Source organism: Neobacillus sp. PVCKKU3 (assembly GCF_058323225.1).
In genome coordinates this window covers 17,359-32,201 of sequence record NZ_JBLVQN010000051.1, presented here as the reverse complement: position 1 = coordinate 32,201, position 14,843 = coordinate 17,359, and the positions used below count along the sequence as shown (strand labels likewise).

The 14,843-nt window shown below is 43.8% G+C and carries 10 protein-coding genes; 9 read left to right on the top strand and 1 reads right to left on the bottom strand.

Annotation, left to right across the window (positions count from 1 at the left end):
* Positions 1-29: 29 nt before the first annotated feature.
* From ACNQGS_RS25270 to ACNQGS_RS25240, 7 genes are all read left to right on the top strand, one after another.
* Positions 30-857 carry an HAD family hydrolase gene (locus ACNQGS_RS25270; protein WP_491489734.1) on the top strand — a complete coding sequence of 276 codons (828 nt, stop codon included), beginning with the start codon at positions 30-32 and terminating at the stop codon, positions 855-857.
* A 34-nt stretch (positions 858-891) separates the two neighbouring features.
* Complete coding sequence (gnd, locus tag ACNQGS_RS25265) at positions 892-2,307, top strand: NADP-dependent phosphogluconate dehydrogenase (RefSeq protein ID WP_491489733.1); 1,416 nt, start codon at positions 892-894, stop codon at positions 2,305-2,307.
* Positions 2,308-2,501: 194 nt separating this feature from the next.
* Complete coding sequence (locus ACNQGS_RS25260) at positions 2,502-3,731, top strand: PucR family transcriptional regulator (protein WP_491489732.1); 1,230 nt, start codon at positions 2,502-2,504, stop codon at positions 3,729-3,731.
* 149 nt (positions 3,732-3,880) lie between these two features.
* Positions 3,881-5,857: an oxidoreductase gene (locus ACNQGS_RS25255; RefSeq protein ID WP_491489731.1), complete on the top strand. Its 1,977-nt coding sequence runs from the start codon at positions 3,881-3,883 to the stop codon at positions 5,855-5,857.
* A 19-nt stretch (positions 5,858-5,876) separates the two neighbouring features.
* Positions 5,877-6,953 (top strand): electron transfer flavoprotein subunit alpha/FixB family protein, encoded by a 1,077-nt coding sequence (locus ACNQGS_RS25250; protein WP_491489730.1) that lies wholly within the window; start codon positions 5,877-5,879, stop codon positions 6,951-6,953.
* Positions 6,954-6,967: 14 nt separating this feature from the next.
* Positions 6,968-7,843, top strand: coding sequence for an electron transfer flavoprotein subunit beta/FixA family protein (locus tag ACNQGS_RS25245; RefSeq protein WP_491489729.1), 876 nt, complete (start codon positions 6,968-6,970; stop codon positions 7,841-7,843).
* Between the two features lie 49 nt (positions 7,844-7,892).
* Positions 7,893-9,902: a (Fe-S)-binding protein gene (locus ACNQGS_RS25240; protein WP_491489728.1), complete on the top strand. Its 2,010-nt coding sequence runs from the start codon at positions 7,893-7,895 to the stop codon at positions 9,900-9,902.
* Between the two features lie 729 nt (positions 9,903-10,631).
* Here ACNQGS_RS25240 and ACNQGS_RS25235 read toward each other — a convergent pair.
* Entirely contained in the window at positions 10,632-12,401 is a 1,770-nt protein-coding gene (locus tag ACNQGS_RS25235; protein ID WP_491489727.1) for an ABC transporter substrate-binding protein, read from the bottom strand.
* 103 nt (positions 12,402-12,504) lie between these two features.
* Here ACNQGS_RS25235 and ACNQGS_RS25230 point away from each other — a divergent pair, with 103 nt between their 5' ends.
* Positions 12,505-13,731 (top strand): MFS transporter, encoded by a 1,227-nt coding sequence (locus ACNQGS_RS25230; protein ID WP_491489726.1) that lies wholly within the window; start codon positions 12,505-12,507, stop codon positions 13,729-13,731.
* Between the two features lie 21 nt (positions 13,732-13,752).
* Positions 13,753-14,676, top strand: a complete 924-nt coding sequence (locus ACNQGS_RS25225; RefSeq protein ID WP_491489725.1) for an alpha/beta fold hydrolase — start codon at positions 13,753-13,755, stop codon at positions 14,674-14,676.
* Positions 14,677-14,843: the final 167 nt, after the last annotated feature.

Sequence of the window (14,843 nt, the reverse complement as noted above, 5' to 3'; positions counted from 1 at the left end):
CACAGGGATGAAAGGATTGGGATAAAGCAATGAAATGTGTTTCGATTGATTTAGATGGTACACTCTTAAACTCTCAGCATGAGATATCGAAGGAGAATATTTTGGCCTTGAATGAATTACAACAACAAGGATATGAAATAATCCTCAATACAGGTCGGGCGTATAAAGATATTGTAAAAATCAACGGAATACAAGACTTGGAAATTCCAATTATTTGTTTAAATGGCTCTGTTTTATACTCAAAAAAGGGAAACCTGCTATTCGAGACTTCCATACCGGTTACCGTCTATAAACAGATATTCTCTATTTTACATGGAATCGGAGTCTATGTGCTGGTCTATACGAATCATGGCGGTTTCCCTTCCACATTGCCTCCGCTGCAGCGGAAAAGTAATGAAGAATTAGCAGTTGTTTTCCATGACTATCAATACGATGAAATTTTCAACCTGGAAAACCTCAAAATCTATAAATTAATTGCCTTGGTTCAGAATGATCAACTAGAAAAAATTGAGGAAGTAAAAAAGAGTTTAAACAATCAAGTTGAGATCGCAATGGCCTCTTCCTTTCCGAATAATGTTGAAATTACATCAAATGAAGCTCAAAAAGGGCAGGCCTTATTACGCTATCAACAGATCATGAATGTATCTTTCGAAGAGATTTTTGCTTTTGGCGACGGCGGGAACGATCTCGCCCAATTCGAAGTGGCAACAACATCCGTGGCAATGGGAAATGCACCGCGATATGTTCAAGAGAAAGCCTCTATTGTTACAAAAACCAATGACGAAGACGGTTTTGCATATGCAGTGCTTAATCTTCTGCAGTTAATTCAACCGCAGGAGCCATCTTCTGTCAGATGATTCTAGATGATGCTATGGAAAGGAAGAAGGAATTTTGCCAAAACAACAGATTGGTGTAATTGGTTTAGCTGTAATGGGGAAAAACCTTGCATTAAACATTGAAAGCCGGGGATATTCCGTCTCGGTTTATAACCGTTCCTCGGATAAGACAGAAATTTTTTTAACCAAAGAAGCAGCAGGTAAAAAGATTGTCGGCACATATAGTGTGGAAGAGTTTATACATTCATTAGAAAGACCGCGAAAAATTTTGTTAATGGTTCAAGCGGGTACGGCCACAGACGCAACGATTCAATCTTTAAAACCTTATCTTGAAGAAGGGGACATACTTATTGATGGCGGCAATACGTTTTTCCAGGATACGATTAGACGAAATAAGGAATTAGCGGAAGCAGGCCTTCATTTTATTGGTACAGGAGTTTCAGGAGGCGAAGAAGGAGCATTAAACGGTCCTTCCATCATGCCAGGCGGCCAGAAAGAAGCCTATGAATTGGTGAAACCCATTTTGGAGGCGATTTCTGCAAAGGTAGAAGGAGATGCTTGCTGCACCTATATCGGACCAAATGGGGCCGGACATTATGTCAAAATGGTACATAATGGTATTGAATATGGTGACATGCAGTTAATATCGGAAGCCTATTTTATAATGAAACAGCTGCTGGGTTTAAAAGCGGAAGAGCTTCACGAAGTATTTTTAGAGTGGAATAAAGGGGAATTAGACAGTTATTTAATTGAGATCACGGCCAATATTTTCACAAAAGTGGACGAACAAACAGGCAAACCGCTTGTCGATGTCATTTTGGATTCGGCCGGACAAAAAGGCACTGGCAAGTGGACAAGCCAGAATGCCCTGGATTTGGGAGTTCCGCTCCCGATTATCACTGAATCGGTATTTGCCCGGTTTATTTCCGCTATGAAAGAAGAGCGGGTGAAGGCAAGCAAATTGTTAAAAGGGCCAAAAACAACTGCCTTTAAAGGCAAAAAAGAGGATTTCATCGATGCGGTAAGAAAAGCCTTGTATATGAGTAAAATCTGTTCTTATGCACAAGGATTTGCGCAAATGCGGACTGCGTCAGAAGAATATGATTGGAACCTCCGTTATGGCGATATCGCCATGATTTTCCGCGGCGGTTGTATTATTCGGGCGCAATTCTTGCAAAAAATTAAAGAGGCATATGACCGGAATCCAGGACTTACGAATCTATTATTAGATTCTTATTTTAAAGAGATTGTCGAAAGCTATCAATCTTCGTTACGAGAAGTAGTGGCAGTGGCCATTACGTCCGGCATTCCAGTACCTGCTTTTTCAAGCGCGATTGCCTACTATGATAGCTATCGTTCAGAGACATTGCCGGCTAATCTCCTTCAAGCACAGCGTGATTACTTTGGTGCACATACGTATCAACGTGTTGATCAAGAAGGTATTTTCCATACTGAGTGGCTGGAAAAATAAACAATTCTATTTTAAACCCTAGGCCTAGCCAAGGGTTTTTATTTTTCGAATAATTCATAATTGGTGGGAAAATAAGTGCGGATATGTGATATTCGTCATTGGTAGGGAACAGTTAAACATGGTTTAAATAAAATAGGGATTGGAAGATTTCCTTCGCGGGTAATGATAGAATTCGACTAAAAGGGGTTAGGTAGATGGGGAAAGATTGTAATTCATTTGTTCACATTGATAGTCTCGAAGAATTGGTGGATACGATTAGTGATCTGCTTGGTTGTCCCGTTACGGTGGAGGATGTCAATTTCCGGCTTCTTGCCTATAGCTCGCATGAAAAGGTCACAGACGCCGGCAGGATTGCGACGATCATTAATCGCCAAGTACCGGAAATTATCATTAATGGGTTATGGAGGGATGGTGTCATTCAACAACTGAAAAACGGTGACAATCCCATTCGTGTTTCTCCCATCGACGAGGCCGGTTTTGGCAGCCGGATTGCGATTGCTGTAAGGAATGGAAATGACCTGTTGGGCCATATTTGGGTGATTGGGTCCGGACATGCGGATGAAGAGTGGCAGACCCAATTGCTGAAAGAGGCTGCAGAAGCAGTGGGCATCAAACTATTGCAGCATAGGTCTAGAAGAAAAAATGAACACGAAGAATACCATAAGTTTTTCCAGCAGATTCTATCGGGTGAGATCAATACTCCGGAAAGAATCAAGGAGAGGGCGCTGCAGGTAAAGGTCTCTCTTCCTCCCGAATTTAGTGTCATTGTATTTGAATCTCCAGAAGAAATAAGTGAAAGCATGTATAGGCAAATTGCTTATTTAGCGAACACTTTCAAATCGGTGCAGGTCATCATGAGTAGTAATGAGGGCCAAAGGCTTATTTTTTTAGTTAATCCTGATGCCCGGAAAGGTACTCCTAATAAAAATTGCAGCAGTTTTATTTCGAGTGCGATTTCGCAAATGACGGAAAAACTAGGGATTGCGGGGCTTATCGGAGGCTGCGGGTGTGTCTATTCCAATTATCGGAAAATCCAAACCTGCTACCAAGAAGCCTTAACGGTCATTGGGATTAAACGAAAGCTTCCAGAGGAAACAAAAGGTATTTTCCATTACCCTCAATTAGGATTTCTTCGGTTTATTCCCGCCATTTTAGAAAAAAATGCCGATGAAGCCTATCAGAATCAGGCGCTGCAGAAAATCGGCGAATATGACCAGCAAGGAAATTCTAATTTGTTGAAAACGCTAGAAATCTATTTAAAACATGACAATATTAAAGAAACCGCAAGTGCGCTGCATATTCATATCAATACCCTTAATTACCGCTTAAAGAGAATAGAGGAAATCGGGGAAATCGATTTAATGGATCCGATGCAAAAGTTAATTCTTTATTTTGACCTAAAAACTGAAAAATTTTTAACGTAGAGGCATTTGTGTATTTTTGCAAAAATTGCCTCTTTTTTTTCTGTATTTTATACGAAGAAAAGAACAGGGAGAATTTTTATAATTAAAACCAAGTAAGGAATTTATAAAATTAAAAAAATTGTGAAACATTCAGGGAGGAAGAGGAAAAAATGGAAAATCTGGATCTGCTGTTTAGCCCAAAACAAATTCGTCACATTGAAATCAAAAATAGGATTGCGGTTACTGCGCATGCTACCGCTTTTAACCCTACAAGTAATCCTTCTGATCAATTCATCGATTACAATGTAGCCAAAGCCCGGGGTGGTGTAGGATTGCTGATGACGATGGGATCATCTTCCGTCCATCCTACTTCTCCAAACTCCGACTGGGGCGGAATTCACAACTGGGATGATAGTGTAATTCCTTATTTCAAAAAAATGTCAGAAAAAATCAAGCCTTATGGTACCGTACTGATGGCCCAGATTTCACACCGCGGGCGCCGTACCTGGAATGATGTTACATGGCTCCCAACCTATGCCCCGTCCGATATACCGGAACCAAATCATTATCATATGCCGCATATTGTTCAGCCTGACGATATTGATTGGTTAGTGGATGCCTATGTTCAGGCAGCATTAAGATTGAAAAAAGGCGGATTTGATGGAGTTGAAATCTCGGCAGCCCACGGACATATGATGGATAACTTCTGGTCGCCTATTTCAAACCGCCGGACCGATCAATATGGCGGCAGCTTGGAAAACCGGATGAGATTTGGCAATCAAGTGATCGACGCCGTTCGAGACGCCGTCGGGGATGACTTCCTAGTGGCGTTAAGGATCACAGGTGATGAACTGATTGAAGGCGGTCTTACAAATGAAGACATGCAGGAAATTGCGCTTCGAAGTGTGAAGAGTGGAAAAATTGACTTGCTCAATGTCATTGGGTCCGTGGGTGCGACACAATATCACACAGCATTAACGGTTCCATCGATGAACTATCCTCTTGGAATCTTTACCGGTTTTGCCGGGGCCATCCGCTCCTATCTGCAGGAAAATGGATGTGATGTACCGGTTCTAACCTGTGGAAGAATTGTCCACCCACTGCAAGCAAACCAAGTTCTTGAAGAAGGGCAAGCGGATTTTGTCGGAATGAACCGTGCCATTATCGCAGACCCTGACCTTCCTAAAAAGGCACAGGAAGGCAAAATAGATGACATCAGGATTTGTATGGGTGCCAATGAAGGCTGTATCGGCAGAATTTATATCGGTAAACCAATGGTTTGTGTCCAAAATCCTCTCATCAGCCGCGAAAGCGAATTGATGGAATGGAAGCCTGCAGAGGTTGCGAAAAAAGTATTAGTCATTGGCGGAGGCCCAGGCGGACTAGAAGCGGCACGTATGGCTGCAGAGATTGGACATCATGTAACAATTTGGGAACAAAGCGGCCAGCTGGGCGGACAAATTCGTTTGGCAGCTAAAGCCCCTAATCGTGAAGCATGGGCCAGTTCCGTCGACTGGTTGGAAGGGCAGTGCCGCAAGTTAGGTGTTGAGGTGCAATTGGGCAAAACCGCTACAGTAGAGGATGTAGTAGCATTTGGTGCCGATTCAGTCGTTGTCGCCACTGGTTCAACAGCTAGAAGACTCGATATTCCGGGAACGGATTTACCATTTGTTGTTACCGCCAGAGAAGTCTTGGCCGAAACCGCCCAAATCGGAGAACGAGTATTGTTTATTGATGAACACCACCATCAAGAAGGTTTATCTGTCGCGGAGTTCCTAGCTGAAAGAGGTCATGTTGTAGAAGTGATTTCACGCCTTTGGGTTGTAGGTGAAGAAATTGACGGAACGATGCGTCCTGATTTATATGCCCGCTTGGATGGACTGGGTGTACAGATTACTCCTGTAACAAATGCCAAAGAAATCAATGAGGACAAAACCGTGTTAGTTGAACATTATCTATCACATCGTGAATGGGAAATGGGACCATACGATACTGTGGTAGTGGCTGCAAAAGGAGTTGCAAATGACGGCTTATGGAAAGAACTGAAAGGAAAAGTAGCTGATCTTCACCTTGTTGGCGATGCCGTCGCTGCACGCGGTTTAAATAATGCGCTATTAGAAGGTACAAGGGTCGCTAGACAGATTTAAGTGAAAAGGGGTGGGATTTGTGCCTGAAAAAACAAGTAGCATCGGATTCGCGGAAGATTCACAGATTTGGGTGCTTGCGGAACGAACGGGAAAGCAGTGGGATACAATCACATTAGAATTGCTTCAAGATGCCCAGGTGCTGGCCAAAAAGACCGGATGGAAAACACTGGCGATTGTGTTTGGAAAGTCTGAGATGATCTCGGATCAAGATTGCCATCAATTAGCTGCAAATGGGGCGGATAAAGTTCTTGTTTTACAACATGCGGAATTTGGCAAACCAGGCTCAATTATGGGGTATAGCCAGGTTTTGCTAGACAGCATGAATGGTCAATCCCCCCGGCTGCTGTTGTGTCCGTCCACCCCTCTATGGGTTGAATGCGCTTGCCGTCTGATCGGTGCTTGGGAGGGAGTAATTGCCCGTGATGCCATCAGTTTTAAACTTACTCCAGATAACAAGCTTGAGGTCATTCAATCCATATGGCAAAACAAAGGACAAATGACAATCAGCATGTCTGATGATCATCCATGGTGCGTATGTCTGAAGCCTGGAGTTGCCGGCCTTGGAAAAACGAAACCGCAGGCAAAGGCACAAATCCTGCGCCAGGATGTTAGCAAGAAGCAAACAGAGATTGTTCAAACGGTAGAGTTATTACCTCCAAACCCAAGTGAGCTAGATCTGGTTGAAGCAGAACGGATTGTGGCCGGCGGCCGCGGCATTCAGGGAGTGGAAGGCTTTAAAGCCTTGGAAGAACTGGCATTTCTCCTTGAAGCGGCAGTGGGGGCAAGCAGGGTAGCGGTAGATTTAGGCTGGGTTCCTTATGTTAGGCAGGTGGGGCAAACGGGGAAGATTGTCAAACCACGTTTGTATATCGCCGCTGGGATAGCGGGTGCTTCTCAACATGTCGATGGGATGCGTGATTCTGAGGTGATCATTGCCATTAATACGGATAAGAACGCAAATATATTTAAGATCGCCCATTTAGGAATTGTCGGTGATGCCGATACCATCATAAGGGGATTAATAGCTGAACTAGAAGCGGGAGGGACATCACAGGCTGCGGACAAAAGGCCGAAAGCTGTCAGTTTGATCAATTAAGTGGGGGATGACATATGAAGGTGGCTGTATGCATCGATTCGTTCTTATCGCTGCAAAGTACGACACTCGAGACTGTGAAACAAACGTATTTTGATGAGCAAACATCGGTCAAATATATGATTGAACCATCGAGTGTTGCGGCAATCCAGCTGGCAAGTTCACTCTGTGGGAAAAATGATCAATTGATTGCCGTTAGCTTTGGCAGCGAATCTAGTGAAGCAGCTTTGGAGTATGCGTTAGCTTTTGGGGTTCAATCGGTCGTTCAGATTAGTAGAATTCCGGGACTCGTTGGGCAGGATTCTACGGTTACGGCTACTATTCTCGCTAATTGGCTAAGGAAGCAGTCGTTTGATTTGATTATATGCGGTAATGCTGGCGGTACCGGAACACTGCCAGCGTTACTGGCAACTTATCTCGGCATGCCAAGTATACCGCGTGTCGATTTCGTCAAAAAACGGGATATGAAAACCTTAGAAGTAAGACAGCGCCTTCTGGGTGGCTGGCGTCAAATACTTTCTGTAAGCATGCCTGCATTGCTATCGGTCCAGGCTGGATATTTTCCTGTCAAATATGTTTCCGTCAAACGCCGAAACTGGGCCGGTCAAAATCATGTCCAGATCAAAGTGGTAAATCCGGAGTGGGACGGGCTGCCGAGAACAAAGGTAATCTCAGTCGAAGCGCCGAAACCGCGGACGAAACGGACTGCTATCGACTCAAGTCAAAGTGCGGCTGACCGATTAAAATTCCTAAGGGGCGGGGGACCCGCACAAACTGCAAAAGCGGGGAAGGAAGAGGATAAAAAAATGGTGGAAGCGGCACCGTCAGAGGCTGTTCGGGAGATTATTGAATTTCTGAAGAAGAAGGATCTGCTTCCTGAAAAACTTCTGTAAAACTATCTGTCTATCTATTTAGATTGAACAGCGAGGGGATGGTGAAAAGATGACGTTACAAGGACTTTTAGGCCTGCTGACTATTTTATTGGCAGGTTTATCAATAACATTGATGCTTCTAAGACTGAGACCTATTTTGCTGGCAATGCGCCGGAGCCGGCCTACTTACCGGATGGATCAGATAGGCAAGCGGCTTTCCTCGATGGTAGTCCAGGTATTTGGACATAAACGGCTTTTGCGCAACCGTTTGGCAGGGATCATCCATCTATTTATATTCAGCGGTTTTGTGATCCTGATGCTGGATATTATTGAAGCGATTGGGCAAGTCATTTCCCCAACATTTTCAGTAGGGGTGGTACTTCAAGCTGTTATCGATTTGTGGGTTTTACTAGTTTTGACTGGCGTGGTTTTGGCTATTTACCAGCGCCGCGTCATCCGTCCGAAGCGCTATGAAGGGTCAGATGAGCGCGATGGAGAAATAATCCTTGGAATGATTTCCGCTATTATGATTGGCATTGTGATCCATACATCGTTTTTTCCGCTTGTCGCAGACTCGTTATACGGGATTGATGAAATGAAAGATGGCCATTTTCTTGGGGTTATGCTTTCTAAGGTTTGGATTGCCCTGTGGCTGGACCAAACCAATATACCCGCTATTGGTTATACAATTGGCTATTTAATGGATATCGGAATCATCTTTGCTTTTATGATGTACCTGCCAACGTCGAAACACTTGCATGTCTTTTTTGCAGTACCGGCGATCTTCTTCCGGAAAATGGATCAGCCCGGCCAATTAGTCTCACAAGATGACTCGAATCAGTCTTTAGAGGAGATTAAAACATATGAAGACTTTACATGGAAAGACATTTTGGATTTATATACCTGTACGGAATGTGGACGCTGTCAAGACGTATGTCCTGCCAACAAAGCAGGGTCTCCCTTATCACCGAAGATGCTTATCCTAAACCTAAGGGATGCTCATCTAGAACAACTGCATGGAAATAAGCCGGCAATGAATGAAGATTGGGCAATTGCCGGAAATGTGATTTCTGCTGAAACGCTTTGGTCATGTACCACTTGCGGCGCATGCCAGGAGGCTTGTCCGGTATTCATTGAACATGTACCAAAAATTGTCGGGCTGCGTGCTTCATTGGTTGAGAATGGATTATTAGAAGAACGAGCACAAGCAACGCTGGAAGGTCTCATTGATCACGGAAATGTGTATGGAAAAGACCATAAGCTAAGACCGGCCTGGGCTGCTTCGGTTGATTACCGCTTCAAGGACGCCCGTAATGAAAAGGTAGATTGGCTATGGTTCTTGGGAGATGTAGCATCCTTTGAGACGGACCCGGGCGTTTTAAATTCCATTCACTCAGTAAGTTCAGTATTTAAAAAGGCCGATTTAAACGTAGGCTTGTTATTTAACAGTGAAGTAAGCTCAGGAAATGATGCACTTCGCATGGGGGAAATTGGACTTTTTGAACAGCTGGCAAATCAAAACATGGCTTCGTTAAAAGAAGCAAACTTTGATCGGATTCTTACTACAGACCCTCATAGTTTCAATGCGCTTGCTAACGACTATCAAAAGCTTGGACTAGATAAGCCGGTCTATCATTACAGCCAGGTATTTTTAGAATTATTCAATGAGGGAAGACTTTCCGTTGAGTCCCCGCTTGGAATTAGGGCAACGTACCATGATCCATGTTATATCGGGCGGTGGAACGGGATTTTCGAACAGCCGCGGGAGGTCCTAAATCGTTGCGGGGTTGAGGTTGTAGACATGCCGCGGAATCGCGGGGGAAGCTTATGCTGCGGCGCTGGCGGCGGCCGAATGTGGATGAATGAATCAGGAGTCCAAGAGCGCCCCTCAGAAAGCCGGATTAAAGAAGCCTTAACATTACCTGGAGTAACCCACTTTGTCGTAAGCTGTCCAAAAGATATGGTTATGTATACAGCAGCAGTCGCATCTCTTGGCGTAGAGGACCAGATCAAAGTGGTTGATATATCAGAGCTGGTACTAATGGCGGTAAATGCAAACGTACTTCATGTGGCAGTTTAATAAGGTAAGTGAGGCATGGGGACGGTTCTCATGCCTCATTTTGAGTTGTTCTGGGATATGGGGAAGGTTGGTGGCTACTGAATTCCTCTTCCTAAGAAGGTGGATGAAAGCCGATTTTCCGCCTTGCGTGGGGTGGCTTTGGCCTTCATTGCCCTTATGAAGACCATTTTCCACCTTGCGTGGGGTCGTATTGGTCTTCATTGACCTTATGAAGACCATTTTCTGCCTTGCGTGGGGGTGTTTTGGTCTTCATTGGCCTTATGAAGACCATTCTCCGCCTTGCGTGTGGCCGTATTGGTCTTCATTGACCTTATGAAGACCACTCTCCACCTTGCGTGGGGTCGTATTGGTCTTCATTGACCTTATGAAGACCACTTTCCGCCTTGCGTGGGGTCGTATTGGTCTTCATTGACCTTATGAAGACCATTTTCCGCCTTGCGTGTGGCCGTATTGGTCTTCATTGACCTTATGAAGACCATTTTCCGCCTTGCGTGGGGTCGTATTGGTCTTCATTGACTTATTAAAAAAACCCCTCAATTTCAGTTTCCAATCCACTTTGCATTTTGTCATATATTTCGAGGAGTTGTTTCTTGCCCTCAGGATTTTTATAAATGGACTTCATTGCTTTTTCCCCCATTATGCTAAGCTTTCTTACTTGCAGCCAGTTATCTATCTCAAAATCAGTATATCTATAATCCAATCTAGAAAAAGATGAAATCTAGGCTTAAGTTATTTCCTCTTTTTCGCAAGCTCTGGTTTAATCCAGATATTTCTAAAATCGACTTGTCCATGGGGATTTAACTGTACTCCTCTAATGGATGAATCAAAGGATGACTCGATTTTTTTATGGACCAGAAAGACGACAGCCTGTTCTGAATGGAGTAGTGACTCCATTTCTGAAAAAAGAAGCGAACGGTCCTTTCCCTTTGGCGTTGAGAGGATGGCATCTATTTTTCTATCAATCAAATCAGCGGTGCTCTGGCTAAGATGCCTCCGTAAAAAGCTATAACCTGATTGGTAGAGTTCGAGTTTCGACAATTCCTGTTCACCCCACACGGCCTCAAATAAAATATTGTCCGCTTGGTCGATGTTTTCCTCTTTCAGCATTTCATTCCAGCCGAGAATCGTGACATCAATCAAGACTCCATATTGGGCTGCTTCGGCCTTGAGCCATTCCGCATCGGGTTGATGGCGGTTGTAGGTGAATAGGTGAACAGTTTCTCCCCGATAGCCGGATGTCTGCAAAAGAAACCCGATTTCCTTATCCTCCACGTTTTGAGAAGTCGCAAGTAGAGATTGGTTCATTTCAAAACTATAGGAAGGGATCATCCTAGGCGGTCCAAGCTCCGCAATCAGTTTCTTTCGGTCAATCAATTTGTTTAAAGCTTGCCGAAAATAAATGTTTTGCTGAGGCCCGGTCTTTTTTCGCAAATTGAATGTAAACAAGCTGCTACCTTCATAGCTTCCTTCAATCAGTTCATGTCCTGATTTGCCAAAGTAACGGCTTTCGCCTGTGTTGACAAAAATACTGCTTTTATCCTCCAACAATTCTTTCTCGTATTCTTTTGGCACATTCAAAATTTCAAACCGATCGACGAAGGGCCTTCCCTCATAGTAATGGGGATTGGCTTCGAGAACGCAGTAATTTTTATTGTATGTATGAACCATGAAAGGTCCGGTTCCGATATAGCCTGAACTTCCCGAGGAAACTATCGAAAGAGCCGGAAAGCTAAGGAAGGGCAGGAACAGGGCATTGGGTTTGTGCAAATGGAATCGCACTACATACGGGTCCAAACATTCGATGAAATGGATATTCTCGACAAGCCAGAGTTGTTTAAAATCCGGTCTTGCAAGCAAGGAAAACGTGTGATGTATGTCTTTCGAGGTCAATTCATTGCCGTTATGAAAGAGGATTCCTTTTTTTAAATAGAAGGTCCACACGGTTTTGTTCTCGTTACATTCCCAATGATGGGCCAGTTGTCCCGCCGCTAATTCTGAAGAATAATCATATACAACAATCGTGTCATAGACCTGCCTTATAAGATGGACATCAAAATCGAAGAAAGCCTTGGAAGGAGTCATGGAATTGAAGGTGCGAAACATCGGGAGACGAATGATATCCTTCACTTCTTGTTTTTCATATCCAAAAAAATGAGTCAGCCATTGCAAAAGCCGGTTTTTTAAAGTGGGAGTGCCGAAACGTGCGGCAAGCTCCAAGCCCTCCGTAATCTCTCCGGTTTTAAAAAGAACAACCGCTTCAGCAAAAACAGCTTCGTCAACCGATTTTAAAAAGGTGAGATGAGACTTGTTCCCACGACCGCGGCCGGGGGAAAATGCCACCAAGCCTGATTCAACCAGCTTTGTTAGGATAAACTTTGCATTACGCTGCGAACAAAATAGAATGTTTGCGAGTTCTTCCATTGTGGTCAGAAAGGGTGTTTGATTGGGCTGATGCTGGTAAAAATCACGTATAGCTTTGTAGTCCTCGATTAATCTCATTTTCGCCCTCCTAAAAACTCGAAATAAAACCGCATCTTTTCTTCTATTTTTACGATTGAGAACTCCCCTTACAATAAAAGTAAAGACGGAAGGGGATGGAATCGTGTCGATAACATCTGTGAAGGTGAACAAAAAAACAGCGAGTATTTGGAGGGATCAATCCTTCCTCATTCTGCTGAGTTCAACTTTTCTGCTGAGTGTTGCCAATCGTATATATGAACTGCTGCTGCCATTGATTTTGTTAGAATTGACGAATTCTTCAGTTGCAGTCACCACGATGCGGACGGCGGAGTTGTTGCCCAATTTGCTGTTTGGTATCTTCATCGGCGTGTTCGTTGACCGACTGAATAAAAAGAGATTTGCACTCGGGTCAATCGGTCTGCAAGCCGGACTGCTTCTATGGTTGGCCTGGCTGTTAAAAATAGAATCCAACTGGCTAATGCTCTATTACCTGATTGGCTTCTTGCTGATGACTTTCAATTACGGTTATTTTAATGCACAGGTGGGGCTGGTGAAACTGAACATACCGCCAGAATATTTTCATTCTGCGAATGCCAAGTTTTCGTTCATCGAGACATTTGTAAGCGTGATGGGACCGGTCATTTCCGGATTGCTGCTGCTGCTGCCGTTTTTCTATAAGGGCATATTGGTAACCGCTTTTGCTTATATACTTTGCTTTGTCATCCTGTCCCGATTATCCCATCAATCGGAATACCGCCGTCGGGAAAGCTTCGGTTTCCTGGTCGACCTTCGTGAGGGGTGGAGTGCCTTCAGGGCAAACAAAGCCCTATGGCTGATGACTATGTTTATCATGGTATTAAATTCAACCATGGTCGTTGTCCAGACAACAGTGGTTATTTTTGCAAAAATTGACCTTGGCCTAGCTTCATCAAAAGTGGCGCTGGTAATCTCGGCTGTCGGGATTGGAGGGATGGCGGGCAGTATGTTATCTAGCAAGCTGCGGAAGTCGTGGGGGCTCGGCGTGTTGTTTGGCGTATCCGCAATTCTCCACTCGGTTGCCTATTTGTTAATGTATGTTTCAAATAATTACCATATTTTGATTATAGCACTATTTATCAGCGGAATGGCGACATCATTTTACTCTGTTTGTGCTTATACGTTCAGGCTTGAACAAACGTCTCCCGAACTGATTGGCCGGATCAGCGGAATTACGGGAACGTTTTTCAGAGTGGGGATGCCGGTTACAGTCTATGTGTCGGGATGGGTGATGAATGTTTGGGGGGCTGCTCCGATTTTTCTTATGGCAGGGCTCGTGAATTTAATCGTGTTTCTTGTGTATCGCAAAACTTTTTTGTGGAAAGTGAAGTAGATTTTTTAGGGAGGGCTCATTATGGGTGAAATGATAGATTTGCACGCGACCAATGGCTTGGAAAAAGAAGAAAATTTGACCTTTCCAGATCCGGTCAAGAGAGAGTTATATTACAAGCAATATGACCATTCGCTAAAACAATGGAACATGGAAGTAGAGACTTTTTATATCGAAACGACTTTTGGGAAAACACATGTGATTGCCTGCGGCCCTACGGATGCCCAGCCGGTTGTGCTGCTTCACGGCATGACCGTAAGTTCGACAATGTGGTTTGCAAATGCTCCCGATTGGTCCCAAAACTACCGAGTATATGCCATCGACACGATAGGCGATTTTGGTAAAAGTGAATGTGTTCGTCCGGTCACATCCCGTCTGGAATTAAACAGCTGGTTGAATGAGGTACTGGATGCCTTGAATATTGAAGATTTTTATTTAATTGGTCATTCCATGGGGGGATGGATTGCCCTGCAGTTTAGTTTGCAATCTGATAGAGTCAAGAAATTGGTTTTATTGGCGCCAGTCATGAGCATTTGTAGGTTGAATTGGAAATTTCCGTTCAAATTGCTCCCTGCTACTCTATTAAGAAACTCCCACTCTATAAGAAAATTATATAAGTGGATGTTTGCTGAGCAAAATACGCCCAACCAAATACTGTACGATCAATTCTTAAAAGGCTATAAATTTGGAAGAATTCAATTAAAAGTGGCACCGACCGTCTTTAAAGAAACAGAGCTGAAAAAAATGCTGCCTGAAACTTTAGTTGTAATCGGTGAGGAAGAAGTGATTTATTCGTCTGTCCATCAGGCAATCAAACGCGCAGAGGAATCACCAAAAATGACGGTTCACCGTATCCCCGACTGTTCACATTGTTTGCCTGCAGAACAATCCCATGTGGTGAATCAATTGGTCATTCAGTTTTTAGAGGGAGCAAATTATGTAATTTAAGGGAACAGCGCCAAAAGCTGTTCCCTTTCCTGTTATATAAGGTTTTCTAAGATATAAAATACGGGTATGCTTGGTACATGTTAAGAAAATCTTAAGATTTGCATCATGGGTTTGTTAAGATTTGCTGGGTATCATGGTCTCAGGACGAAAGGTAAAGGGGAGATTGG

Coding starts and splice junctions, on each gene's coding strand:
- ACNQGS_RS25245 (WP_491489729.1), top strand. CDS start 6,968: ATGAAGGTGGCTGTATGCATCGATTCGTTCTTATCGCTGCAAAGTACG.
- ACNQGS_RS25235 (WP_491489727.1), bottom strand. CDS start 12,401: ATGAGATTAATCGAGGACTACAAAGCTATACGTGATTTTTACCAGCAT.
- ACNQGS_RS25270 (WP_491489734.1), top strand. CDS start 30: ATGAAATGTGTTTCGATTGATTTAGATGGTACACTCTTAAACTCTCAG.
- ACNQGS_RS25225 (WP_491489725.1), top strand. CDS start 13,753: ATGGGTGAAATGATAGATTTGCACGCGACCAATGGCTTGGAAAAAGAA.
- ACNQGS_RS25240 (WP_491489728.1), top strand. CDS start 7,893: ATGACGTTACAAGGACTTTTAGGCCTGCTGACTATTTTATTGGCAGGT.
- ACNQGS_RS25255 (WP_491489731.1), top strand. CDS start 3,881: ATGGAAAATCTGGATCTGCTGTTTAGCCCAAAACAAATTCGTCACATT.
- ACNQGS_RS25260 (WP_491489732.1), top strand. CDS start 2,502: ATGGGGAAAGATTGTAATTCATTTGTTCACATTGATAGTCTCGAAGAA.